At 47.9% G+C, this 25,644-nt stretch carries 19 protein-coding genes; 8 read left to right on the top strand and 11 right to left on the bottom strand.

Annotation, left to right across the window (positions count from 1 at the left end):
- Positions 1-7: 7 nt before the first annotated feature.
- The 6 genes from IEX60_RS04580 to IEX60_RS04555 all read right to left on the bottom strand — a co-directional run bounded on the left by IEX60_RS04580 (position 8) and on the right by IEX60_RS04555 (position 12,136).
- Complete coding sequence (locus tag IEX60_RS04580) at positions 8-1,351, bottom strand: Gfo/Idh/MocA family protein (protein WP_229717419.1); 1,344 nt, start codon at positions 1,349-1,351, stop codon at positions 8-10.
- A gap of 110 nt (positions 1,352-1,461) precedes the next feature.
- Positions 1,462-2,721, bottom strand: coding sequence for a mandelate racemase/muconate lactonizing enzyme family protein (locus IEX60_RS04575; RefSeq protein WP_188747912.1), 1,260 nt, complete (start codon positions 2,719-2,721; stop codon positions 1,462-1,464).
- A gap of 45 nt (positions 2,722-2,766) precedes the next feature.
- Positions 2,767-4,674 carry a RagB/SusD family nutrient uptake outer membrane protein gene (locus IEX60_RS04570; RefSeq protein ID WP_188747910.1) on the bottom strand — a complete coding sequence of 636 codons (1,908 nt, stop codon included), beginning with the start codon at positions 4,672-4,674 and terminating at the stop codon, positions 2,767-2,769.
- Between the two features lie 18 nt (positions 4,675-4,692).
- Complete coding sequence (locus IEX60_RS04565; RefSeq protein WP_188747908.1) at positions 4,693-7,806, bottom strand: SusC/RagA family TonB-linked outer membrane protein; 3,114 nt, start codon at positions 7,804-7,806, stop codon at positions 4,693-4,695.
- Between the two features lie 218 nt (positions 7,807-8,024).
- The gene (locus IEX60_RS04560) at positions 8,025-9,341 is read right to left on the bottom strand and encodes a glucuronyl esterase domain-containing protein (RefSeq protein ID WP_188747906.1); all 1,317 of its coding nucleotides are present in this window, start codon (positions 9,339-9,341) and stop codon (positions 8,025-8,027) included.
- Positions 9,342-9,361: 20 nt separating this feature from the next.
- On the bottom strand, positions 9,362-12,136 hold the full coding sequence (locus tag IEX60_RS04555; RefSeq protein ID WP_188747904.1) for a glycosyl hydrolase: 2,775 nt from the start codon (positions 12,134-12,136) through the stop codon (positions 9,362-9,364).
- Positions 12,137-12,288: 152 nt separating this feature from the next.
- Between IEX60_RS04555 and IEX60_RS04550 the strand changes: the two genes are divergently transcribed.
- The 3 genes from IEX60_RS04550 to IEX60_RS04540 are packed head-to-tail and all read left to right on the top strand — an operon-like array spanning position 12,289 to position 16,436.
- Complete coding sequence (locus tag IEX60_RS04550) at positions 12,289-13,296, top strand: LacI family DNA-binding transcriptional regulator (protein ID WP_188747902.1); 1,008 nt, start codon at positions 12,289-12,291, stop codon at positions 13,294-13,296.
- A gap of 49 nt (positions 13,297-13,345) precedes the next feature.
- Positions 13,346-14,968 carry an ABC-F family ATP-binding cassette domain-containing protein gene (locus IEX60_RS04545; protein ID WP_188747900.1) on the top strand — a complete coding sequence of 541 codons (1,623 nt, stop codon included), beginning with the start codon at positions 13,346-13,348 and terminating at the stop codon, positions 14,966-14,968.
- A 49-nt stretch (positions 14,969-15,017) separates the two neighbouring features.
- On the top strand, positions 15,018-16,436 hold the full coding sequence (locus tag IEX60_RS04540; protein WP_188747898.1) for a glycoside hydrolase family 28 protein: 1,419 nt from the start codon (positions 15,018-15,020) through the stop codon (positions 16,434-16,436).
- A gap of 2 nt (positions 16,437-16,438) precedes the next feature.
- Here the strand turns inward: IEX60_RS04540 and IEX60_RS04535 are convergent, their stop codons facing one another.
- Positions 16,439-16,999 (bottom strand): hypothetical protein, encoded by a 561-nt coding sequence (locus IEX60_RS04535; protein ID WP_188747896.1) that lies wholly within the window; start codon positions 16,997-16,999, stop codon positions 16,439-16,441.
- Positions 17,000-18,007: a DNA polymerase III subunit delta gene (gene holA, locus IEX60_RS04530; RefSeq protein ID WP_188748630.1), complete on the bottom strand. Its 1,008-nt coding sequence runs from the start codon at positions 18,005-18,007 to the stop codon at positions 17,000-17,002.
- A gap of 66 nt (positions 18,008-18,073) precedes the next feature.
- Between holA and IEX60_RS04525 the strand changes: the two genes are divergently transcribed.
- The 5 genes from IEX60_RS04525 to IEX60_RS04505 all read left to right on the top strand — a co-directional run bounded on the left by IEX60_RS04525 (position 18,074) and on the right by IEX60_RS04505 (position 22,853).
- Positions 18,074-18,541, top strand: coding sequence for a type I restriction enzyme HsdR N-terminal domain-containing protein (locus IEX60_RS04525; protein ID WP_188747894.1), 468 nt, complete (start codon positions 18,074-18,076; stop codon positions 18,539-18,541).
- A gap of 156 nt (positions 18,542-18,697) precedes the next feature.
- The gene (gene clpP / locus IEX60_RS04520) at positions 18,698-19,393 is read left to right on the top strand and encodes an ATP-dependent Clp endopeptidase proteolytic subunit ClpP (protein WP_188747892.1); all 696 of its coding nucleotides are present in this window, start codon (positions 18,698-18,700) and stop codon (positions 19,391-19,393) included.
- A 1-nt stretch (position 19,394) separates the two neighbouring features.
- Positions 19,395-20,642, top strand: a complete 1,248-nt coding sequence (gene clpX / locus IEX60_RS04515) for an ATP-dependent Clp protease ATP-binding subunit ClpX (RefSeq protein ID WP_188747891.1) — start codon at positions 19,395-19,397, stop codon at positions 20,640-20,642.
- A 14-nt stretch (positions 20,643-20,656) separates the two neighbouring features.
- Positions 20,657-21,478, top strand: a complete 822-nt coding sequence (locus IEX60_RS04510) for an AMP nucleosidase (RefSeq protein WP_188747889.1) — start codon at positions 20,657-20,659, stop codon at positions 21,476-21,478.
- A gap of 10 nt (positions 21,479-21,488) precedes the next feature.
- Positions 21,489-22,853 carry a pyridoxal-phosphate dependent enzyme gene (locus tag IEX60_RS04505; protein WP_188747887.1) on the top strand — a complete coding sequence of 455 codons (1,365 nt, stop codon included), beginning with the start codon at positions 21,489-21,491 and terminating at the stop codon, positions 22,851-22,853.
- Between the two features lie 48 nt (positions 22,854-22,901).
- On the opposite strand, the gene IEX60_RS04500 is transcribed toward IEX60_RS04505, so the two are convergent.
- The 3 genes from IEX60_RS04500 to IEX60_RS04490 form a co-directional block, all read right to left on the bottom strand.
- Positions 22,902-23,534, bottom strand: coding sequence for a YceI family protein (locus tag IEX60_RS04500; RefSeq protein WP_188747885.1), 633 nt, complete (start codon positions 23,532-23,534; stop codon positions 22,902-22,904).
- 117 nt (positions 23,535-23,651) lie between these two features.
- Positions 23,652-24,977 carry a UDP-N-acetylglucosamine 1-carboxyvinyltransferase gene (gene murA / locus IEX60_RS04495; RefSeq protein ID WP_188747883.1) on the bottom strand — a complete coding sequence of 442 codons (1,326 nt, stop codon included), beginning with the start codon at positions 24,975-24,977 and terminating at the stop codon, positions 23,652-23,654.
- Positions 24,974-25,624 (bottom strand): DUF4290 domain-containing protein, encoded by a 651-nt coding sequence (locus tag IEX60_RS04490; protein WP_188747881.1) that lies wholly within the window; start codon positions 25,622-25,624, stop codon positions 24,974-24,976. The genes murA and IEX60_RS04490 overlap by 4 nt, the downstream gene beginning before the upstream one ends.
- Positions 25,625-25,644: the final 20 nt, after the last annotated feature.

The raw sequence follows: 25,644 nt of genomic DNA, 5'->3' as shown, positions 1-25,644 counted from the left end.
TCTCCGGTTAAGAAACCACCACTTCTTGCTTTTCGTCATCAAATGTCACCCGTTTGCCGGTCACGTAGGCGGTATGTCCCATGATATTGGCCACGGAATGGTTATAGCCGGCGACAACGTCTGCATTGGGTTTCTTCCGGTTCCGCACACATTCCATCCAGTTAAGCATATGCAACGAGGTCATCGGATCTCTTCCTGTATCGGCGGATGTCTCGATTTTCGCTGCATTGGACAGCGTAAACGGTTCGAGGAGGTTTTCCTTCATCCCCATTTCACTGGCAGCGCGCTGGGTCAAACCACCCTCCGGGGTCACTTCGTTCGTATCCAGGTTCAGTGATCCAGAATTTGAAAAATACAATTCCTTTACGTCGCCCGCGGAGTTGGTGAATCGCGACGAATATAACACCTGAAATCCCTTTGACATGTCATCCGCCGGGCCGTAATCCATCACGGCAGTCAACGTATCGGGATTCGTACGGCCATCGTTCCACATATAAATACCGCCATTCGCCACCACACTGCGGGGATGTGGCAGGTCTGTAAACCAATGCACCGTATCGATTTGGTGAGCCATCCATTGACCAAAAATCCCCGATGAATAGGGCCAGAACAGCCGGTATTCAAGGTAATACCGTGGATTCCAAGCAACCTTTGGCCGATTCATGAGAAACCGATCCCAATCTGTATCCTGTTCGCGGATCTCTTTCGTCAGTTGCGGTAGGCGCCAGCGACCGGGTTGATTCACGTTCCAGGTCATTTCTACCATTTTAATATCTCCGAATTTGCCGGAACGAATGTATTCATTGGCAGCGATGTAGTTGGGTGCGCTGCGACGCTGTGAACCCACCTGCAAGATTTTGCCGGTTTCCTCCACGGCCTTCCGTACCACCTTAGCGTCTTCAAGCGATTCGGCCAACGGCTTTTCTACGTATACGTCTTTCCCATGCCGTACTGCATCTGCCGCAATCAGCGCGTGCTGGAAATCCGCCGTGCTGATGATCACCGCATCCACGTCCGTCCGTGGAAAAAGTTCATCGTTATTCCGGTATTTAGCGATTTCCACACCTGCTTTCTCCTTCACATAGGCATATGCTTCGTCGCGACGGCGATTCCACAAGTCCGAAACCGCTACAAATTCAAAATTCTGGGCCTTGGCATGGCTCATAAAGGCAGGGAACAGTGAACCCCTAAACCGGTTTGAAAACCCAACGATGCCTACCCGTACCCGGTCATTGGCTCCGATAATCCGTGCATAGCTTTTTGCGCTGAATCCCATAGCGGACAGGCCGACGACACCGGCTCCCACCGAAGCCTGTTTGATAAATTCTCGACGCGAAGTTGTTGATTTCATCTTCATTTGATTTTTATAATTGTGAATAATACTATTTATAATGGCGATTAATACTATAATAATAAGAATAAAAAACGTATCTCACTTCATTTAAACTAAACTTTTACATACTATACATCAATAATCCGGTGCTTTGCAACGAATGCCGGATCAAAGTCGATTCCCAAACCGGGGCCCGTGGGGACTTTCACCCGTCCTTTTTCAGGAAGCAATGTCGACGTTTTGCATTCGAACTCCATGTCGTCATTAAAAGGAGTTTTCAGTTCATGATAGGGTCCCGCATTGGGGATAGCAGAAACGAAATGCAAGGTATACACATAACCGATATTTGATACATGGGGAGTATGTACCTTACCCAGGACTTTGGCCATCCGTGCAACACGCATGGAGCGGATTAGTCCGCCGAAATAACACATATCGGCCTGAACTACCTGCAATGCATCGTTGCCCAGCAACCAACGGAAATTGCGCATGCTCGGCTCCTGTTCGCCGCCAGCGATCGGAATCTGCAGGGCATCTGAGACCTGTTTGGTTTCTTCGTACCAGTCAAAAGGAACCGGCTCTTCATAAAATTCGTACCGGTATTCTTCCATGATTTTTCCCACCCGGATCGCTTCGGCTACATCATACGACCCATTGGCGTCTGCGCAGATGACCATGTTGTCGCCGAACGTTTCACGCACCAAGGGAATCAATCGTTCGGTTCGGCCTTTCGGTACTTCCGGAGCATTCATCCGGCCGCCTATCTTGAATTTGATGGCACGGGCCTGTGACTTTTCCAGTTGCTCATGCAATTGATCGATCGTTTCTTCCGGTGTAATGCCCCGTTCGCTGTTCGCTTGGTACAGGTGGATCTCCGGATGATGGATTTCCCCGACCAGCTGTCCCATTGATTTGTTGGCAATCCGGCCCAATAGATCCAAAATGGCAAATTCAATCGTAGATACAGGCACCCACAGGGCGACGCTTTGAAGTTTATAGTTACTTTCGTGTACATAAACTCCTTCCAGCAATGCTTCCAGGTTCCGTGCATCTTTGCCGATAAAATAGGGCTTGATATCCTTCAGAAAAAACGGATACAGACGATCCATCTGGCTGTTTACAAACGCAATCCCTTCGGCGCCTCCCCTTGATCTCACACGACACAGGTAGTTGCGCTTATATTTTAACAAATCAATTGACTCGATAATAACGGGATCCCGAAACAACTCCGTTTTAAGCACGGGCCGTTTCATAGCGTTATCCAATTTTTCATAAATAGGCGCCAAAGACGGAGCGTCCCCTGTTCCTGCGCACACATGGAAAGGCAGAGCTGCCCCGATTCCGCCCGCTAAGGCCGTAGTCAGAAATTGGCGACGATCTGTGTTCAATAGTTAGCTAATTTTAAATGACAATTGTGTCTCATTGCATCTGCATTAAATATCCTGGCGATAATTGGGATTCTGCAACAATTGAGGAGCCTTTTGGCGTTCAGTTGTTGGGATTGGCAGCCAGTACGTGGCGTTTATCATAATATTGTTTGGCATCGCCTGATTATATTTCCACGTGGTTGTAACCGTCGCGGGGGATTTTCTATTATCCGTTACCTCCGTAATTTCTACACCATATTGCGGCAGTGTCATCGTTTTATCCATAATCACCCATCTTCGTATGTCAAACCACCTTGACTCTTCCCCATACAATTCGATTTTCCTTTCATGTCTTAGCGCGTCTCTTAGCCCTGCATCCGTTGCCGTTGTGTTGGGGAGGAGTACGCGGTTTCTGAAAAAATCCACCCACTTTCTGGTTTCTTCATATTCACCCAACTCCCAGCAAGCCTCAGCATACCCGAGTACTACTTCCGTATAGCGCAGATAGGGCCAAATATTGAAATTATAATCTGTGCTACCGGTAACCCCTTGTTGCACCCATTTCATGGTCAGATACCCAACGTAATTACCATTACCTGCCACAATTGGACCGTTACGTGTATCCAGCCCATATACTACTGTTTCTGATCCGTCTGCTTTGATCGTCACACGTGTACGCCGATCGTAAATTCCCAACGGATCCCGAAGTTTCAGACTCGACGGCCTGGGTTCGATGTTATAGATGGCACTGTCATATAACACATTTGCGTAAAACCTCGCTTCCCGATTGTGATAGGGATTTTGGCTATCAAAACCGGTGACTTCCGACTTATTTTTTATGTACCTGCCGGTATTTGACCCTTCGGCCACCTCTTCGATATAATAATGATCAAAGAAATTTGTGCCATCCTCCATTTCATACTCATCGACCATCCGTTGCAGCGGTGCATTTCTTCCATAAAGCCCATCATACCCGTTTGGTCCGTCTACCTGGTTCGTACGATGCCGGGTGCCAAGTGCCTGGTCAAACATTTTGGCAAAGATGAATTCGCCATCGGCCGGAGTGGTGCTATTGCCGGTCAACGCCCGGTAGTTCTCGGCAACGGTTGCCTTATCGCCACTCGATGCTCCGAAATCAGCCAAGGCCAAGGAAGAACCGGGAAGTTCCATTAAATCCTTCGCGGCATTTTTTGCCGCGGTCCACAAAGCTGTTCGGTCGGGATTTACGTAACGGACAAGTGCATTATCCGCACTGATATTGATACTGGATACATCCCCGGCTATGAGATCACTCGCCGCAAATAACAATATCCTTGCTTTAACCGCTAGCGCAGCTTCTTTACAGGCCCTTCCCAATTCCTGTTCCGATTTGAGCGGTAACAACGCGGCAGCAGCGTCACAGTCTGCAACGATAAAATTAACGGTTTCTTCAAAAGTAGCCCTCGTAATCGCCGAGAAATCATCATTTAACTTAGCTGCTTTATCCAATAAAGGCAGACCCCCGTAGGTGCGGGCCAGGTTACAATAGTTAAATGCCCGCAAGAATAACGCTTCCCCTTTTAACACATCTGTTTTCGCTTTGACATCTGCCTGCTGTGCGGAAGGATAGGTATCCGCAATCCCATCAATTTTCTCAAGAAATTGATTTATACGCTGGATCTGCTCGAATTGTGACCACCTATAAGGCTCCATAAAATGATCACTAAGCGAGGCATCCGGAGACATCGTACCGTTCAGGAGCGTCGTTGTACTGGCACCTCTGCCAAATATGGCCTCATCTGTAAAGTTACTTGCTTTAACACTCTGAAAACCATGACCAAGCCCATCGTAGCAGTAGTTCAGGTAAGAACTAGCAAGCTCCGGACTAGACCATACTATTTCATCAGAATATTGATCCAATGGGGTTTTGTCTAAAATGTTTTTACTACATGCCGTAATAAAAAATAAGAAGGCAACTATCAAATATTGTTTCATGACTTTGCTGTTTATCAGTTAAAAAGACACCCTTGCACCCAATGCTAACACCCTGGTTGTAGGATAAGTAGAGACAGAAGCTACTTCCGGATCTGTTCCGACCGCATTTTTATTATACAGGAAAAACAGATTCTTGCCCGTAAGGTATACGCTTGCTCCTTTAAGTCGTACAGATTTCAATAAGTTTTCAGAGAACGTGTAGGAAAGCTCTACGCTTTTGAGACGGGCGAAAGCCATATTGTAATAGTCAAAGCTGGACAAATAAGCATCCTTTCTCCAGTATTCCTCCACCCTTTCAAATGCCCTGTGCATGGTTGCATCGGTGTTAGACTCCGTCCACCTATCATCGGCATAATATTGAAAATAATTGCCGAAGGTACCCATGTATATAAAATCACCTTCTGTTTCAGCAATCCTTCGCCAGTTGTTTCCAACCCCCTGCACCAACGCCTGCAGTTGTATGTTTCCATACCGTACGGAAAGGTTAACGCCAAAGGTTATTTCCGGATCCCCATTCAGATCGTAGACGATCCGATCTGCTTCGGTAATTTCACCATCGCCATTATGATCCGCCAAGATCACATCCCCTGCTCTCGCTCCCGGTACATGCGGTGTGGAGTTAACTTGCTCTGCATCCCGATAGATACCAATTGCCTTATATTGTAAAAAAGCAGTAGTGGGGTGTCCTGTTAGTCGTTGCCAGTCATAGGAAACGGCTGGCTCATCGTATTCCACAATCTTATTACGTGCAAATGAAAATATACCGGTTACCGAATAATCGAACTTGGTCGATTTACTGCGAAAACCAAGTGTTGCATCAAAGCCTCTACTCGATACGATTCCAAAATTCTCATCTGGCAAGGACAACCCCGTAAAATCCGGTACGGAAGCATTCCGGGCCACAAGGATGTCTGTGCGTTTTTGATAGAATGCATCAATGTCAAATCTGAGTTTACTATCCAGTAGGAACGATTCAAATCCCACATTGAAGACATTAGCTACTTCCCAGGTTATATTTGGATTGGGCTCTCCTACCTGATACAAACTTGATTGATAACCTCTTGATGGCCCGAAGGTCTGTCCGTCACCTATTGCGTACATTGTCAGGTACTGGAAAGGAAGCACTGCATCATTTCCTAACTGTCCCCATGAAGCCTTTAATTTAAAGTAATTAATTGCTTGGATGTTATTTTGCCAGAAATCCTCGCTTGAGGCAGTCCACCCTAACAGAACACTCGGGAAATTGCCCCAACGGCCGACATCTTTGGAAAACCTAAGGGAACCATCTCTCCGAAAGGTAAATTCAAACAGATATTTACTATCATAGTTATAAGCAAGTCTACCGAAATAATTTAGGCGCGCATCGATACCGGCAGACGAGCTGTTGCTCATTTCCTCAGTCGAGCCGAAATTCAGGTAAGGAAGGGCTACCGTTTGGAACCCCCTGCGGTATGCCGTTATTCCCTTATTCAGGTAGTCCATGCTCTCAATAGCAGCAAATGTGCTTATGGAGTGTTTGTCAAACGATTTATCATAGTTTATCTTTAAGCTATTCGTTATTCTTCTTGCATCGGTATATGTATCTTCTACCCGAGGATCGGCTATTTCTGCTCTTACCTGAGGAGTCAGGAAAGCCTGGCCATTCTGACTGCCGTCATTTCCGGCAGCTAAATAGGCATCTTTATCCAGAAAATACAACGTTGCCAGATCCCTTACATATTTCTGTACGCCGAAGATCATATCGTAGGAATAATTGCCGATTACCGATAGTCCATCTACCCAGGGAATTTTTACGGTAGCGGTCAGCATATTCTCACTGGTATAGCGTTTATTGTCGGTATAACCTGTTTTGCTTGCATCGGTATCCGTTACGGGTTGCTGAGCCTTTTCAATATCCGGACCCGGTTCGCCGGTTGGCCAGATTGCTGTGGATACGGGAAGGTTCCGAATGATACTGGTAAACTCCGTATTGTACGGATCCATGATGTTGGATTGAGATCCCGATACATTCAGGTTGAGTGTGATGTATTCATTTAAAGCCGCTTGTAAATTAAGCCTCACATTATACCTATTATGAGACGAAGACCCGGATTTATAAATTCCGTCGTCCTTCTGTGCACCGAACCCGCCATAATATTTCACATCTTTGGAGCCTCCGGACACCCTGAACGTATAATGATCGCTTTTGGAGTAATCTTTGATCACAGCGCTGAACCAATCGGTATTCGGATGCGTCCATGGATAGTTGCCCGATTTGAATTTTTCAACATCTTCGGCCGAATAGGCCATATTTTCTTCGGAAATACCCCGGTAGGATTGTACTTCCCGTATCATGGTTGCATACGTAGCAGCATCCGTCATTTTTGGAAGAACCGATGCCGAGGACCATCCCGAGTAAAAATCAAAGTCGAATCTTGGTGGACTTTCTCTTCCGGATTTTGTAGTTACCAGTATGACTCCGTTTGCGGCACGAGATCCGTAAATCGCTGCTGACGCATCCTTTAATACGGAGAGACTTTCGATATCTCCGGGCTCTATGGAATTGAGATCTCTTCCGGGAACACCGTCAACAACAACGAGGACGGCCGTATTATCAATACCGGTATCTTCGCGATAACCAATTGTTGAGGTCCCTCTGATACTTAATGTGGCATTATCAGCGCCGGGGCGCCCGCTTGACTGTGTGACGAACAAACCGGGCACGCGACCACTTAATGCACTGGAAACATTGGGAGCCGGAGCGGCCGTGATTTCCTCAGAAGATAGGGTTGAAACAGAACCAATCACGTTGATCTTTTTCTGAACTCCATAACCTACCGCTACTACTTCCTGCATCTCCGTAGCCTGCCCAATCAATTCGACACTGACGACTGACCTGTTTTCAACCGGAATTTCCTGCGTCTTCATTCCAATAAATGAAAACACCAGTACCGAATTCCCGGGAACATTTGAAAGTGAGTACCTCCCTTCATCATCGGTCACCGTTGAAATTGAAGTACCTTTTACGGTCACTGTAGCACCTGAAAGCGAATCACCAAAGGAATCTGTTACTTTGCCCGTAATAATGGCTTGGCCTGCCGCATGGAAAACCACGAACAAAAACAAAACACTAATAACTAGTACTTTCCTCATAATTATAGATTTTAAATTGGATGCCTTATGCTGAGCGCATATATTAGCTTATATGCAAACAATTATAAAGACAATAATCAATTGAAAGACCAATATAACCGCAAAATATCTACGCAATCGATCCCGGTAACGATTGCAAAACAGCAACATACCACAATCGGGGGTAATTTATCACACCAAAAGGAAAGCTAGGGCAAGTAAATTTTTGGTATCGATTTCTATAGGAATTTTTTCATGAATTCAATAAATACATACCAGTCTGACGGGATCATACCGTGCCCGCCATCATGCATGTAGTACCCTAGAGGTTGGTAGGCAAGCGAAGTATCCCCCGCTTTCGGCATCCGGGGAAAAGCATTTTCGATACCGAACAAATCGTATACGGGCTGTGCCGCCTGTGCCGCAAGGAATTCCCCTTTCGGATCCGACCAATAATCGGTATCTCCGGTTTGCAATAAGAGATAACGGGGTGCCATCAGTGCAATCAGTTCGTGGGCATCAATGGGACAGCTGTCGAAATCATCGGAATAGGAATGTCTATTAGGGGCAAACTGATAGTAATACCGTGAAGTATCCGTCATATGTTTGATATTTTCACCGTAATCACGTCTACTCAACGCCGCACCACCTTCCCCCGAACAACTGGCCAGCACCATTTTAAAACGCTGGTCATTGGCTCCTGTCCACAAGACGGTTTTTCCCAGGCGTGACGAACCGGTGATTGCCACACGCGCAGCATCGATCTGGTCATCGGTCTCCAGGTAGTCCATGACGCGGCTCAATCCCCAGGACCAAGCCGCGATAGCCCCCCATTCATCTGCTTCGGGCACCGTCTGGCCGGGGGTCAGATAATGTTTCCGTATCCCGCCCAGTTCGATCCCCTTCTTTAGATCGGGCTCTATATCGCCATAATATAAGGTGGCAAAACCGATACCATTGGCTACCAGGTCTTCAATGGGTATCCCGTACCTTTGTGGCCCGCTATCGTTCCCCGTAGCGGGTACCCGCTTATCTCCCTTGCCTTCCCGCGGCCAAACAAACCCCACTTTGACACCCGTATCGCTGACTGTCCTATTATTGGTATTAAATGAAACATTGAGCAGCAAGGGCACTTTTTGCTGCGTATTTGTCGGCAAATAGAACAGGACATCTACTTTGTGATTGGCCGTGTCATTCGTAAAATAGATTGTCACTTGTTTCCGGATGGCTTTACCTCCGAATACGGCGGTTCCTTTGTCAAATACGACGAATGACAGATCTTCAGGTTTGGGGGGCGTCTTTCCGAACTGTGTCGTTTCGAACAACCGGTGAATTTCCGGTCTGCGCTGATTAATCCATGCTTCCTTACGGGTTACTTTTTGTCCATTTTCCAATGTCAACGGATCGGGTAATGTATATGTTCCGACCTTCGCTTCGTCATAGTTTACGGGTAGTCCCGCTACCCGCTGATTTGGATCTGGCTGGCAGTAACCTCTGCTCATCACCCCTAAAAAGGTAAATAGGAGTATCTGTTTTGCCTGGGTGCTTATTCTCATCCTTTTTTTATAAGTTCACGCTATCGCAACCGGTATTTCCGGATAACCACATTACCCTGCAAACCCGATGGCTGTATATCCCACCCTGACGCATCGAATGTTTTATAATCGATGTTGACCACGTTGATTTCGTGGTAATCGTTCCACTTGATGTGATTTTTCTCCATGAATCGAATCCGATTGGCCATCAAGTTGGCCACTTCGATACGGAGGGTATTCTTACCCTGCTTCAGGTATTTTGAAATATCCAACTGATAGGGAACCGATCCTATCCAGCCGGCGTCTTCATCGTTGACCCAAATCCGTGCGCTTTCGGCGAGATCATCCAACACCAAATCGTATCGGCCTGCACGATCTATCGCATCCAGCGTGAAACTGGTTTCATATACACCAATACCACTGAATGACGAATAGGCCTCGCCGGGAAGCGCGGTCCAGTAGATTGGTTGCTTAAGCTGCGTGTCGACGGGCAATTGGGGGCCGCCCTCCCTAAATGATAATTTCCATGCATTGCTTAGTTCGATTATGCTATCTAAGGCTTCCCGGTAATTCCATCGCGGCAGTCCGTCAAGGGAACTTTGATCTCCAAACTGAACAAATAAACTCTCGCCCGTGCGGATCTGTAAATGAACCTGGCTTTGGTTACCTTGTATCTTCGCATTACACCAACCGAAATCCCCTTGCTGTGGGTCCATCAATAACACATGGCGGCTCTGCGTGTTAAATGCAATCCATTTATCCAGGTCTTCCTTTCCGTGGTTAACGACATAATAAATGGTTTTCCCTCCGGATTTCAACCGGACAAAACGAAGCCCCTCGTGTACCAGTGGTTCACCCATAAATTTCATCTTCCCCAGTCCGGAAACTACATCTGGCGTAACATGTATGTTCGTTGCAGATGACAGGCTATCGATAAGTTGTTTAAACAATCGGTTCCGCTGCTCATAATTTCCAAAACCGGGGACGTCCTCCGGCAGCTGTTCGAATACCACCTGTATCCCCTTTTCGGCGAACTCCTTGATTTTCGCCAATGTTTCCAGTGGCATCCGGCGTGCAGCGGGAACAAGCAATACCCGGTAACGGTTTCCACCCGGCGATTGCAGATGTCCCCGATCGGCTTGCAAATCGGCCAGCAGCCGATCCGATACGAAGTCAACGCCGTATCCTTCATCCATCAATGCCCTAGCTATCCGATAAAAAGTAGCAGGGTGCAACCAGTCTTCCACGTTATGGTAGGTAAGTGATTTCATCCCTCCTTTTGGGTCGTCCCAAATATCGTATGCCGGCCAATAGAGCAACACTTCATTATCCATCACACCGGATTGAAGGATGGATTGCACACGGGTGATGTACGTATTAAGTCCACGTACATGCGGCCACCAGCTGTTGGTAGGTACCATGTTGACCGACGCATAGAACAACCAACCCGGCCAGGGAACGTCCTGCGGAGAATACGTGATGCCGTGATAAAAAACATGATTAATCCCCGCGAGAAAACATTGTTCCACTTCCGGTTTGAATTGGGATAGCGACGAGCGAAAATGTTCACCCAACCACGTAAACGTTTCTGAGGACACCAATGGTTTCCCTTTCAGGTGTGCGGCCGAGCTGGGGAATTTCATCAACACCGGGTCTGGTTTATCACCGCTTTTTGGCTTAATTCCTGGTTTAAAACCCGGAATCGGAAAGTCGCTGGAACCAAAGGTTTCCATCTCGGGGATGTCTACGGTTGCATACAGGTCAAGCAGGTTCGACGGCGATCCATGTGCCTGGTTTTTGGTTTTAGCATGCCGGCCATGTGCCCATGCAGTCCATCGCTCCGTAAAATTTTCGCGTAGCAGATCCCCCACGGTTTCCCGATAATCGGCTTTCACGCGCGCAACCCGGACGTCGCCCGTATCTGCAAATAATTCCGGAAGATGCAAACGCAGGTCATACCCCCGCCGCTGTTCGAATTCGCTGAAAAATCCCGGTGTCCAGTCGGCGCCATACACTTCATAGCTATCGTTATAAAATGCCCGTACACCTATCTCCTGTTCGGCAAATGCCGTGTCAAAGCGATTCAGGTAATGGTCTACCGCAGCTGTGGAAAAATGATCCAACGTATAGCCCTCCCCTCCGGGAGCAGCGCGTTTCACTTGCTGGCCGGTTTTGCCGACAAAAACCGCATACAGCGTCCAATCGCCCTGCGGGGCATCCCAATCCAGCATCCCCTGAGTGTCTACCTTTTCCGTTAGGATTTTAGCGTTACCCTCCCCATCAAACGCCACCACCTCCGACAGTACCGCTTTTTTGTCTCGTTGATCCGCGGGGCGGATCGCCTCGGTAAGCCGTTGACCTTTGCCAAGCCTATAGATACGATAAACCAGCTTGGTTGCAGCATCTTCCGTGGAAACCTGTGGCCCACCAAATGGCCACCCGGTTCCGGTCGTAAGGTCGACTCCCATATCCAGTCGGTCCCCCTTGTGCAGGACAAATCGAAGCGTATTCACCCAAGCTGGCGAAAGAAATCGCAGATATCGGTCTTCAAAACCTTTTGCCCCGTAAATCGGTGCTATTTCGAGTCCGCCGAATCCTGCTTCGTGGTATTTCTGCATGGCAGCTGAGAGATTCACCGTATCCACGGCATTGCCCATCCACCACCACCGCGCCCACGGTTTGTTTTCCTGTATGGGCTTGGGCCAGGGGTTAAGTTGCTGGGCGGTTCCGGGTACGGAATTCAGTAGCAAACACGATAAAACAATACCGATAAAGATGTTCCTGATGTCCTTCAAAACAACCGTTCTCGTGCTCATGCGCTCGTGACTGAGATCAACCAGCCTATAATTGTTTGCGACAAAAAGAGAAATAATTCAGCATATTTCAAACACATCGGTTGCAATAAATTACGCAATCGTTTCCGACAATCGAGTTAATCCTTATCTTTGATGACTCCAAAAAAAATACCGTGTTCAAACCCATCACTATAAAAGACATTGCCCAGGCACTGGAACTTTCGCCGTCTACCGTTTCGCGGGCACTGAGCGACAGTTACGAGATCAACGAGGAAACCAAGAAACGGGTGATTGAATATGCCGAAAAGCACAACTACAGACGCAACCCCATGGCGTCCAGCTTACGCCAGGGAAGAAGCTATTCGATCGGCGTGGTGGTATGCGAGGTGGCCAACAGTTTTTTTTCACACGCGATTGATGGCATTGAATCGGTAGCATATGGAAAAGGATATCACGTCATTATCTCCCAAAGCCACGACGCATACGAGCGTGAAGTAGTGAATATCCAACACCTTGCTAACCGCGCCGTAGATGGCCTGCTTATTTCCATGTCGGCGGAAACCAAGGATTTTTCGCATATTATAAATTTACATGCGCAGGGGCTTCCCATTGTCTTTTTTGATCGTGTTATCGACGCGTTCGAAACCCATACCGTAACCGCAAATAACCAAAAGGGAGCAATGGTGGCTACCGAATCCCTGATCGACCGCGGATTTAAAAAAATCGCCCACCTCGCCAACGCCCCCCACCTCTCCATCACCGCCGAACGGCTGAAAGGATACGAAGACGCCTTAAAGCAACACGGCATTCCTTTGGATGAGTCACTCATCCGCTATTGCCATCACGGCGGCCGCATACAGCGGGAAGTAGAGGAAGCCATCCAGTACTTTCTCAACCTACCAGAAAAACCGGATGCAGTTTTTGTGGCCAGCGACCGGTTAAGCATGGGATGTCTCTCTGCATACAACAAACTTGCTCCCCGGGATGAACATCCTGCCGTAGCGGGTTTTTCCAATTCCGACGTGCTTGATTTGCTTCAGGCCGATTTTACCTGTATCCGTCAGCCTGCCTTTAAAATGGGTCAGGTGGCTATGGAGATGCTCATCCAACTGATCGAAAGCCGGTATCCGGTGTATGACTTTCAGAACATCGTATTAGAGACCGAATTAATACACCGATAAAGGTACTTCGTATTTCGTACCTCGTATTTAAAACCGTACCTTTGCACCCATGATTAATGTATCCAACCTCTCGCTCCGTTATGGCAAGCGTGTACTGTTTGAAGACGTCAACCTTAAATTCACACCTGGCAACTGCTATGGCATCATCGGTGCAAACGGTGCCGGTAAATCCACCTTCCTGAAAATCATTTCGGGCGACGTGGATCCTACCACCGGATCTGTTAGTTTCACTCCCGGCGAACGTATGGCTGTGCTGAAGCAGGACCACTACGCGTTCGATGATTTTTCCGTTATTGAAACGGTGATGATGGGTCATAAAGAACTTTATGACATCATGAAGGAGAAAGATGCCATCTACGCAAAGGAGGATTTCTCTGATGCCGATGGCGAACGCGCGGGCGAGCTGGAGGCTAAATTTGCAGAAATGGACGGCTGGAACGCGGAAAGTGATGCAGCAACGCTGTTGAGTAACCTCGGTATCGACGAATCACTTCACTACAAGTTCGTAAAGGAACTGGATGGCAATCAAAAGGTACGCGTGTTGTTGGCGCAGGCACTTTTCGGCAGTCCGGATATCCTGCTGCTGGACGAGCCAACCAACGACCTCGACATCCATACCATTGCCTGGCTGGAAGACTTCCTGGCCGGATATGAAGCCATCGTACTGGTCGTATCGCACGATAGGCACTTTCTCGATGCCGTATGTACCCACGTTGTGGATATCGACTTTGGTAAAATGACCATTTATACAGGCAATTATACCTTCTGGTACGAATCAAGCCAACTGGCATTGAAACAGCGTGCTGATCAAAACAAGAAAATGGAAGACAAGGTGAAGGAGCTCCAGGAGTTTATCCGCCGCTTCAGTGCCAATGCCTCCAAATCCAAGCAAGCCACCAGCCGGAAGAAGGCACTCGAAAAGATCAACCTGGAAGAAATTAAGCCATCCAACCGGAAATATCCAGCCATCATGTTCAATACCATGGCGAGAGAAGCGGGCGATCAGATTTTACAGGTAGAAAAGCTTGGAAAAACAGTACACGGTGAATCGCTCTTCCGCGATGTCGACTTCATGGTCAATAAAGGAGACAAAATTGCAGTACTCTCCCAAAACAGCTTGGCGACCACCGCATTTTACGATATTCTGACCGGACGTGATACGGATTATACAGGCAGCTTCAAGTGGGGCGTTACGATCAACATCGCCGACATCCCAATGGACAACACGCCTTATTTCGAAGGGAAAACCGAAAACTTGGTTGATTGGTTGCGGGAATATTCATCTGCTGATAAGGACGAGCAATTTATCCGTGGCTTTTTGGGTAAAATGCTGTTTTCCGGCGAAGAAGTACTCAAAAAATGCTCCGTGCTCTCGGGCGGTGAAAAGATGCGATGCATGTTTTCCCGGATGATGCTACAAGGTGCGAATGTGTTGCTTTTCGATGAGCCGACCAATCACCTTGATCTGGAATCGATTACTGCGCTCAATAACGGCATGAATGACTTTCGCGGAAGCATCCTCTTTACCTCGCGCGACCATGAGCTTACTCAGACCGTGGCCAACCGCATCATCGAGTTGACACCAAGCGGTATCATTGATAAGCTAATGACTTACGATGACTACATCAACAGTGACTCCGTAAAAGAGCAGCGAGAGGCTATGTACGCCTAAAACAGGCTACCGAGCAGCCGGATAAAGCAAAGAAACAACTCCTTCACTAATGAGATTTTTTTCCCGGATCCTGCCATATATTTTGCTGCTGATACCTGCGGTAGGAGATGCGCTAGCAAAAGATCCCGAATGGACGGCTCACGTGGGGGTTCGTAAGCTAACTATCCCGGATACCTTGTTTAACGTAGCCGACTACGGGGCAATTGCCGATGGAGCTACGATGAATACGGTTGCGATCCAGGCAGCTATCGACAGTTGTGCCGCACAGGGTGGAGGAAAAGTGGTATTCGACAATGGCAAATACCTCACCGGATCACTTTATCTGAAAAGCAATGTGGAACTACATGTGGGCGAAGGGGTCGAATTGCTGGGAAGTCAGGATCTTGCCGACTACCCCGAAATTCCAACACGTGTGGCCGGTGTGGAAATGCAATGGCCTTCCGCACTTGTCAACATCCTGAATCAACGGAACGCAGCGGTAACGGGCCGGGGCATCATAGATGGCCAGGGGAAGCCGTTTTGGGATGCCTATTGGGCCTTGCGCAATACGTACGATCGAAAGAAGCTCCGTTGGATTGCAGATTACGATGCCAAGCGGCCCCGCACCTTGCTTGTTGAGAACTGCCAGGATGTATTGATTGAAGATATCACCTTCCAGCGGGCCGGCTTTTGGACCGTGCACATCCTTTACTCTTCGTACGTGACCATTGAGGGCATTACCGTGCGGAACAACATCGGCGGTCATGGACCCAGCACCGATGGCATCGACATTGATTCCTCTTCATGGATCTTAATCCAAAATTCGGATATCGACTGCAACGACGATAATTTTTGCTTTAAATCGGGTAGGGACTGGGATGGTCTCCGCGTGAATCGCCCCACGGAATACGTACTGATACAAGATTGTATCTCCCGTAACGGAGCCGGCCTCATCACCTTTGGCAGTGAAACCTCGGGTGGAATAAGGCACATTGTGGCACGGAATCTCCACGCCCAGGGTACACGGAGCGGCATCCGGTTTAAATCTGCCATCACCCGCGGCGGCGTGGTGGAGAACCTGCTTTTGGAAGACATCACCCTGGAGGATGTCGAGATCGCGATCGATGTCACCGCCAACTGGTACCCCGCTTATAGCTACGCCTCGCTTCCAAGGGGTTACGACATCCATAAGGTGCCAGACTACTGGTTGAAAATACTCAAACCTGTCATTCCGAAGGAACGCGGTATTCCTACTTTCCGTGATGTGCAGATCCGTAACGTAACTGCAAGGAACGTAAAACGAGCAATCTATGCAGAGGGATTGCGTGAGAGTCCCCTGCAGCGGTTTTCCTTCGAAAACGTCCACATCTCAGCGGCCGAAGCAGGTACCATCCGGTACGCAGAAAACTGGTCGTTCAGGAATGTGGTCATTGAAACTCCAAAGGCCCGCCGGGTACGGGTGAAACGTTCAACAAATGTCGTTTTGTAAGATCAATGCACAAATAACCCGACTGTGATAAAAATGTTATGCTGACTGAATTTGTAGCCTGAATAGCGGGAATCAAACTGCTGAAAGCCGTAACCGGCGCTGAATTGCAAGTCTGACCCTTCTACCAATAACTGCGAGTAAGTAATACCCGCTTTTCCGAGAAATCCTTTGAAATAATCGGCTCCGATACTTGGAGCATACCCCGCATCGACCATCGCGCCGAAGGTACCGAGTGGCGATATCCGGGCGAACGGCGCGCGGAAATCCACGAATATGGGCAGGGTATTCACCCGGCGTGTAGAGCGCTTTCCGTCGGCCAAAGTGGTCCGGCCACGGTATACATCATTGCCAATTCCCAGGCCGAGATACATCCGGTCATAAAAGTTCCGGCCGAATGCAAACTGGAATTGGTAACCATGCATCGCTGACTGGTCGCCTGTCGTGGCCATACCGAATATACCCCCCGCCTGCAGCAGTGTATAGGTATCACGCCGCTGGGCCTGCCCCTGGAAACAACAAAAAAGAAGTAAAAAAGCTACGGTCAATAAACGACTATGTATCATTTAATAGAGAATTTTGTAAACCAATTCCTTAAGCAAATCTCCCTGCTCGATATTTGCCGCGTTCAAACCCTTCGACTTGAGGTCGTATTCGCGCAGATATGCGATAATGTCAAACGTTTTGCGACGGTTATAACTGCGTGCCGCCAAATCGTATTCCCGGGTAAAAAAAGGATGGACACCGAGTTCCCGCGCTACCGCCTGCGGCGATTTATCAGGAAGGTAATGGTATTTCAATATTTTTGTAAAATACCCCGCCATGGCACCCAATATCACCTGTATGGGATTACTGCGCGGATTGGCTGCAAAATACGATACGATCTGAAAAGCCTTGGTTGCTTCCCGTTTTGCGAGGGCGGTATTTAATTCAAACACATTAAAGTCCTTGCTGATACCGATATTCCGTTCAATGTCCTGTGCAGAAATCTGGCGGTCTTTCGGTACATTGAGCATCAGCTTCTCCAGCTCATTGACCACTTTGGAAAGGTCATTCCCTAAGTATTCAGCCATCATCGCAGCCGCCTGTGGATGAATTTCCCAGCCCCGTTCTTTGGCAAATGAGTTGATCCAAGGAGCTATTTTGTCGTCGTATAGTTTGGCCGATTCGAGCACCACGCCGGCTTTTTCTGCTATTTTATAAATCTTTTTCCGCTTATCGAATTTCGCATGCTTATGAGCAAGCACCAGCACGGTACTTCGCATCGGGTTTTCCAGGTAAGCCAACAGCAGGTCATCATCCCCTTTCCACTTAAGATTCTGGGCTTCTTTGACAATAATAACCTGATACTCACCTAACATCGGATACCGCTTAGCGGCATTCACCAGGGTTACAAAATCGGTATCCTTGCCGTATAAGATTGTTTGGTCAAACCCCTTATGGGCTTCTTCCAGTACGTGTTCCTCGATGTAATCACTGATCAGATCAATGTAATAGGGTTCCTCCCCGTGCAACAGGTAAACAGGCAATAACTTCCTGTTTTTTATATCGGCAATGATTTTATTGGCATCCATCTTTCTTTCCGCCGCCAAATTAAACATTATTTTAGGTTTTATAAGTAACTTACCTAAGTTTGCAGGATGTTCACTCCAATACCGCTCAATTTACCGGCGTATGCCGCGAAGATCCAACGGGATGGCACGAAGTTGTATATATTTGACGAATTACGCAAAAAGCAACTGGTGCTTACGCCTGAGGAATGGGTGCGTCAGCATTGGGTACAACACCTTATCCGCACGAAACGCTATCCGAAGTCGCTCATTAAGCTGGAAGGTGGGCTCAAGGTTAACGAGATGCCGCGGAGGAGCGACCTGGTTGTCTTTGACACGGGAGGCAATAAGATTCTGCTGGCGGAATTTAAGGCTCCGTCCGTAAAAATCACACAGGCAGCATTTGAACAGATCGCCCGATACAATACGGTACACCGTATTCCTTTTTTATTGGTAAGTAATGGCCTGCAGCACTACTATTGCCGCATTGATTTCGAGCATAGTTCTTTTGAATTTCTCACCGATCTCCCCGACTTCGGCGCCCCGTATTTTACCTAAGAAAAACCGACATGCTGGCAGCAAATCATAGGGCATTTTGGCAGTCAAAATGTCTCAGATGCCAATGGCCTGATGTTTGTCGCAACGATTAAATACTGCGCTACAAATTAAAATTTAAACAAAATCATATATATTAGCACAATTAATCAGAAAAATATGAGTATCGATAAAAAGGAATTCAGGAAATATGCAATCAAGCACCACCGGATCGGCAGCCAACACATAGATAACTTCATCTCCCGCGTGGAACACAAGATGCCCACTTCACTTACACCCTATATCATCGAAGAGCGGCAACTGAACGTGGCACAAATGGACGTATTTTCACGTCTCATGATGGATCGCATTATCTTCCTTGGAGATGCCGTTACGGATCAGGTAGCCAATATCATACAGGCACAACTGCTCTTCCTACAGTCTGCAGATGCCCACCGCGACATTCAGATTTACATCAATTCGCCGGGTGGAAGTGTATATGCAGGCTTAGGAATCTACGATACCATGCAGTACATTACGCCTGACGTGGCTACGATCTGCACCGGTATGGCCGCGTCTATGGGAGCGGTATTACTTTGCGCGGGCGCAAAAGGAAAACGTGCGGCATTGACCCACTCGCGCGTGATGATACACCAGCCATCGGGAGGCGCACAGGGAGTGGCTTCCGACATGGAAATCAACCTCCGTGAAATGCTGAAACTTAAAAAGGAATTATACGAAATCATCTCACATCATTCCGGCAAACCCTATGACTGGGTGGAAAAATCGTCGGATCGCGACTACTGGATGACCTCTTCGGAAGCCAAAGAACACGGTATGGTGGACGAAGTGTTGAATTCCAAAAAGGAAAAATAAAATGGCAAAAAATATGAAAGAAGTGACCTGTTCGTTCTGCGGTATACGAAAACAAGATGCATTGATGCTTATCGCAGGCGACGGTGCACACATATGTGACCGCTGTATTACCCAGGCCGGCGAAATTCTGGCCGAAGAGATGAACCTGCGAAAAAGCAAGGCGCTGCAAACGACATTGAAATTAATACGGCCCATCGAGATCAAAGAACATCTTGACCAATACGTTATCGGGCAGGATGATGCGAAAAAGGTGATGGCCGTATCGGTATACAACCATTACAAACGGCTCAACCAAAAGGTGGACAAAGATGAAATCGAAATCGAGAAATCCAACATCATCATGGTCGGCGAAACGGGTACCGGAAAAACATTGCTCGCCAAGACCATTGCCAAAATCCTGAATGTGCCATTTTGTATATGCGATGCCACGGTGCTGACGGAAGCAGGTTACGTAGGTGAAGATGTGGAAAGTATTCTGACCCGCCTGCTTCAAGCCGCCGATTACGATGTTGCGGCCGCAGAACGTGGAATTATTTACATCGACGAAATAGACAAAATAGCGCGTAAAAGCGATAATCCGTCTATTACACGGGATGTATCCGGTGAAGGTGTGCAGCAGGCGCTGCTCAAAATCCTGGAGGGTACCATCGTTAACGTGCCACCGCAGGGCGGTCGCAAACACCCGGACCAAAAGATGATTGCCGTGAATACAAATAACATCCTGTTTATGTGTGGGGGGGCGTTTGACGGCATACAGAAGAAGATAGCCAATCGGTTGCGTACGCAAACCATTGGGTATAAGGTCAACAAGGAAGATGCAGACATCGACGTAAATAACCTTTATAAATATATTACGCCGCAGGATTTAAAAAACTACGGTTTGATCCCCGAACTGATCGGCAGGCTACCGGTTTTGACGTATCTCAACCCACTCGATAAAAAAACGCTGCTTAACATACTCACGGAGCCCAGAAATGCGCTCATCAAACAGTACAGGAAGTTGTTTGATTACGAGGGTGTGACACTCAAATTTGACGAGGATGTCTTTGAATTCATCGTCGATAAAGCAGAAGAATTCAAGTTGGGCGCACGTGGACTTCGCTCCATCTGCGAAGCAATCATGCTGGATGCCATGTTTGAAATTCCTTCTACCAAAAACAAAAATGACCAGAAGGAGTTATACATATCACTGGAATACGCCAAACACAAGTTTGAGAAATCTGATCTGAAAAAACTGAAAGCGGCGTAACAAGGGGCCTCGCCATGGCAACAAAAAAAGTAAAACCGGTGCAAAGCCCCATCAAACCGGGCTTAAAATCCAAGGAAGATATCGTGAACAGTTGGTTGCCCCGGTACACGAGCCGTCCCTTGGGCGAATTCGGAGAATATATTTTGTTGACCAACTTCTCCAACTATGTAAGGTTGTTTTCAGAGATGCATGACAACGCCCCCATTATGGGTTTGGACAAGCCCATGCAAAGTGTGACGGCTGGAGGCATCACCATCATCAACTTTGGAATGGGTAGCCCGATGGCGGCAACAATTATGGATCTGCTATCGGCGATTGCCCCGAAGGCGGTGTTGTTTTTAGGCAAAGCCGGGGGGCTTAAGAAAAAAAATAAGATTGGCGATCTCGTGTTGCCGATTGCTGCAATCCGGGGCGAGGGAACCTCCAACGATTACTTCCCACCGGAAGTTCCCGCCCTTCCTGCATTTGCGTTGCAGAAGGCCATCTCTACAACCATACGGGATCATTCACTTGATTATTGGACGGGAACCGTCTATACGACGAATCGACGGGTATGGGAACACGATAAAGTCTTTAAACGGTATCTCAAGCGCATACGGGCCATGTTGGTAGACATGGAAACTGCTACGATATTTTCTGTGGGATTTGCCAATAAAATCCCCACGGGGGCGCTGCTGCTGGTTTCGGACCAACCCATGATTCCGGAGGGTGTGAAAACGGTAGAAAGTGATTCCAGCGTAACCGCCGAATTCGTTGAAACACACCTTACCATTGGAATCGAATCCCTGCGGCAGCTCATCAATAACGGATTGACGGTAAAACACCTGAAATTTTAATCGTTTTGTGATGTGGTACAATAACATTCTGGAAACCATCGGCAATACCCCACTCGTTAGGCTGAACGACATCACTAAAGGTGTCAAAGGCACGATACTGGTGAAAGTAGAAACCACAAACCCGGGCAATTCCATCAAAGACCGTATGGCGGTAAAGATGATCGAAGATGCGGAAAAGGCCGGATTACTCAAACCCGGTGGGACCATCATTGAGGGTACATCCGGCAATACCGGCATGGGGTTAGCCATCGCAGCCGTTATTAAAGGATACAAATGTATCTTTACAACAACCGACAAGCAGTCCAAGGAAAAAATCGACGCGCTGCGTGCGTTCGGTGCGCAGGTTATTGTCTGCCCCACCAATGTCGACCCGGAAGATCCCCGCTCCTACTATTCGGTATCCAGCCGCTTAGAACGGGAAATTCCCAATTCGTGGAAGGCCAACCAATACGATAACCTGTCCAACACGCAAGCCCACTACGAGCAGACGGGCCCCGAGATATGGGAACAGACCGAAGGCCGGATTACCCATCTGGTTGCCGGTGTGGGCACGGGTGGAACGATCAGTGGTGCAGGCCGGTATCTCAAAGAAAAGAATCCCAATATACAAGTTTGGGGAATTGATTCATACGGATCGGTCTTCAAGAAATACAAGGAAACCGGAATATTCGACAAGGAGGAGATCTATCCGTACAGCACGGAAGGCATCGGAGAAGATTTCCTGCCGAAAAATGTGGACTTCGATGTGATCGACCTGTTCGAGAAAGTAACGGACAAAGACGCAGCACTGATGACCCGGGAAATCGCGCGAAGGGAAGGAATTTTTGCCGGTAACTCTGCTGGGGCGGCGGTAGCCGGACTACTCCAACTACGTGAACGGCTCGACGAAAATTCAGTGGTTGTCATTATTCTGCACGATCACGGGTCTCGTTATATGGGTAAAATGTACAACGAAGACTGGCTCCGTGAACGTGGCTTCCTCAAAGATGAAAAGCTGACCGCACAGGCTATCCTTAAGAAGCGGGGTGATGTGCCGATTGTGACAGCCGATGTTGAACAGTCGGTCATCGAGACATTCAATCTGATGAAAACACTCAACATCTCGCAGATACCGGTAACTCAGCAGGGAATGGTCATTGGAAAAGTCACAGAAGCCGACATCTTACATGCGCTGCTGGAAAATCCTTCCTTAAAATCAGCCGGGGTAGAAGAGATCTGTACCCCGCCCTTTCCATTCGTTGATCTGCGGACATCGATCGACAAAATATCATCACTGATCCACAAAGATAATCAGGCTGTGTTGGTCGAAGACGAATACGGCAAGATCAACATCATCACACAATACGACATCATTAACACGATTTCAGGATACTAAAAACCCCCCAAAGCTGAATGCCTTGAGGGGTTCTTTCATTGTAACTTTTTAGGCTTTCGCCACCAACGTCACTTTCAAATTGATCTCTTTACTGATCAAATCGTCTGCCTGGCCCGCATAATTTACTCCCCAGTCTTCACGAGCGATGTTGAAATCCGCTGTTGCTTTGACAGAAGAATCTGTTGCCTCTTCCACATGGGCATCAAACGTAATGTTCTTGCTGATCCCGCGGATGGTCAGATTGCCCGAAACCTTGACCACACCTGCTTCCGAACCGGGGGCTACATTGGTGATTTCGAAAGTAGCTTCCGGATGGTTTTCGACGTCAAAAAAGTCGGGCGACTTCAGGTGGCCTTCCAATTTTCCTTTGTACTCACCTTCGAGATCGTGATTCGTGATGGTCGTCAGGTCGGCCACAAAGTTACCGCCCGTCAATTGCCCACCATCTACCGTCAACGAACCTGATTTAATTTTGACGGTACCGTGATGCTGACCACTGACTTTGCGCCCGGTCCATGCCAACTCGGAGGCACTGGTATCTACCGTTAGCGTATTGCCTGTCCCAACCGTTTCGGTTGTTTCCACGCTGTCGGTCGTTTCCGCTTTTTTTCCTTCTGGATTGCTTACACAGGAGGTTAACAATAGTGCACCTGCTGCTACCGATAAAAACAATTTTTCCATGGGTTTGAATGATTAAGTAATAGATGGTTAAACAATTATTCGATGCAAATATATAAAAGCGATTGTTATTTCCTATAATTAATGTGGATTAAATAACAATTAACTTACATAATTGTTTTAATGCAACGGTAGATTTGAGTCAATGCGCCGGATGTTAGCCCCCAATGCCTGTAACCGCCTTTCGATGTCCTGATAGCCACGTTCAATCTGTTCGATGTTATGGATAACGGACTTTCCCTGTGCCGAGAGGGCCGCAATCAGTAGGGAAACACCAGCCCTGATATCGGGGGAAGTCATTTCGATGCCCCGCAGTTTAAACGCCTTATTCAGACCAATCACGGTAGCTCTGTGCGGATCGCACAGAATGATCTGTGCGCCCATATCTATTAGTTTGTCAACAAAAAACAACCGGCTTTCAAACATCTTTTGATGAATCAGCACATTGCCCTTGGCCTGTGTAGCCACAACCAGCACAATACTGAGCAGATCCGGCGTAAAGCCCGGCCAGGGGGCGTCCGCCACGGTGAGAATGGAGCCGTCGATAAAGGTATCGATCTCGTAACTGGTCTGATGAGGGATATAAATGTCATCACCCTTCCGCTCGAACCGGATTCCCAATTTGGAAAAAACCGAGGGAATGATGCCTAATTCATCAAAATGAACATCTTTGATTGTAATCTCCGACTCAGTCATAGCTGCCAGTCCGATAAACGAACCGATTTCGATCATATCCGGCAGCATGCGGTGTTCGGTCCCTCCCAAGTGGTCCACCCCTTCGATGGTCAGCAAGTTGGAACCAATGCCGGTGATCTTTGCTCCCATCCGGTTCAGCATTTTGCACAGTTGCTGTAGGTAAGGCTCACATGCCGCATTGTAAATCGTGGTAGTTCCTTTTGCCAATACGGCCGCCATCACTATATTGGCCGTGCCCGTTACCGATGCTTCATCCATCAGGATGTACGTGCCGGTCAGGTCCGTTGCATCTACGTTGAAGAAATGGGCATTTGCGTCGTAATGGAAGCGGGCGCCTAATTTTTCAAACCCCAAAAAATGAGTATCCAGTCTCCGGCGTCCGATTTTATCGCCACCGGGCTTAGGAATAGCGGCTTTACCAAACCGTGCCAACAGCGGCCCCACAATCATAATAGACCCCCGTAAACCACCTCCTTTGCTTCTAAATGTGTCCGATTTGAAATATTCCAGGTTGATATCCTTCGCCCTAAACACGTAGGTATCCTGACTCTGACGGTGCACTTCGACTCCGAGGTCACCGAGCAGCTCAATCAGCTTATTGACATCTTTGATATCGGGAACGTTGCTCACCGTTACGGCCTCTTCGGTCAGCAAAACGGCTGACAGAATCTGCAGGGCTTCGTTTTTTGCACCCTGAGGGATGATTTCACCCTTTAATGGGTTACCCCCATATATTTCGAATGCATTCAATGCTTCTTCTTTTTCTTTTGAGGTTTTTTGTTTTTCCCGTTGTTATTGTTCTGTTGGGTGGTCCCTCCTTTGGTCCGGCTACCCGGAGGCGGAGTTTTGAAATCAAGTTTGGTTAAGCTCACATCGGGCCCAAGCTGCAGTTCGCCGTTAGACAATTCGCGAAGATCCGCAATAATCGAATCATCTTCCACGGTATCTTTATTCCAAGTCACATACGCCATTTTCATAAAATTGGCGATGGCCTGAGTCATGTTCTTTTTCTTTTCTGGATCCGCAATTTTCCGGGCACGTTCAATCATCTTTTCGATGGTATGGCCATAATGCTTATACCGGATCCGGTGCTGCGGGTATTCAAGCAGCTCGGGTTTCGGGTGAATGGCATTCCGATCGGGGGTCGGATAAGGTGAATCGACGTCGATCTTAAAGTCCGAAATAATATGCAGGTGATCCCATAGCTTGTGTTTGAAATCGGCCACATCGCGAAGATGCGGATTGAGGAATCCCATCATATCAATAACGACCTGAGCGTGGCGGTTCCGCTCTTCTTTGGTCGGCAATGCACAGATGTAATCAACCATATTCTGTACATTCCGGCCATATTCCGCCAAAATCAATTTCGGCCGCGTGCTATTATAATCAAAATTCATTTCCATAACTTTTTATCTGT

The organism is Parapedobacter defluvii (assembly GCF_014642075.1).
GTDB lineage: Bacteria > Bacteroidota > Bacteroidia > Sphingobacteriales > Sphingobacteriaceae > Parapedobacter > Parapedobacter defluvii.
Note: the sequence above shows the minus strand (reverse complement) of the source record. Positions and strands in the feature narration are given on the sequence as shown.

Bases quoted from the DNA above. Each gene is read 5' to 3' on its own strand.
- IEX60_RS04580 (WP_229717419.1), bottom strand. From the start codon at position 1,351: ATGAAATCAACAACTTCGCGTCGAGAATTTATCAAACAGGCTTCGGTG.
- IEX60_RS04570 (WP_188747910.1), bottom strand. From the start codon at position 4,674: ATGAAACAATATTTGATAGTTGCCTTCTTATTTTTTATTACGGCATGT.
- IEX60_RS04565 (WP_188747908.1), bottom strand. From the start codon at position 7,806: ATGAGGAAAGTACTAGTTATTAGTGTTTTGTTTTTGTTCGTGGTTTTC.
- IEX60_RS04560 (WP_188747906.1), bottom strand. From the start codon at position 9,341: ATGAGAATAAGCACCCAGGCAAAACAGATACTCCTATTTACCTTTTTA.
- IEX60_RS04555 (WP_188747904.1), bottom strand. From the start codon at position 12,136: ATGAGCACGAGAACGGTTGTTTTGAAGGACATCAGGAACATCTTTATC.
- IEX60_RS04545 (WP_188747900.1), top strand. From the start codon at position 13,346: ATGATTAATGTATCCAACCTCTCGCTCCGTTATGGCAAGCGTGTACTG.
- IEX60_RS04540 (WP_188747898.1), top strand. From the start codon at position 15,018: ATGAGATTTTTTTCCCGGATCCTGCCATATATTTTGCTGCTGATACCT.
- IEX60_RS04535 (WP_188747896.1), bottom strand. From the start codon at position 16,999: ATGATACATAGTCGTTTATTGACCGTAGCTTTTTTACTTCTTTTTTGT.
- holA (WP_188748630.1), bottom strand. From the start codon at position 18,007: ATGGATGCCAATAAAATCATTGCCGATATAAAAAACAGGAAGTTATTG.
- IEX60_RS04525 (WP_188747894.1), top strand. From the start codon at position 18,074: ATGTTCACTCCAATACCGCTCAATTTACCGGCGTATGCCGCGAAGATC.
- clpP (WP_188747892.1), top strand. From the start codon at position 18,698: ATGAGTATCGATAAAAAGGAATTCAGGAAATATGCAATCAAGCACCAC.
- clpX (WP_188747891.1), top strand. From the start codon at position 19,395: ATGGCAAAAAATATGAAAGAAGTGACCTGTTCGTTCTGCGGTATACGA.
- IEX60_RS04510 (WP_188747889.1), top strand. From the start codon at position 20,657: ATGGCAACAAAAAAAGTAAAACCGGTGCAAAGCCCCATCAAACCGGGC.
- IEX60_RS04505 (WP_188747887.1), top strand. From the start codon at position 21,489: ATGTGGTACAATAACATTCTGGAAACCATCGGCAATACCCCACTCGTT.
- IEX60_RS04500 (WP_188747885.1), bottom strand. From the start codon at position 23,534: ATGGAAAAATTGTTTTTATCGGTAGCAGCAGGTGCACTATTGTTAACC.
- IEX60_RS04490 (WP_188747881.1), bottom strand. From the start codon at position 25,624: ATGAATTTTGATTATAATAGCACGCGGCCGAAATTGATTTTGGCGGAA.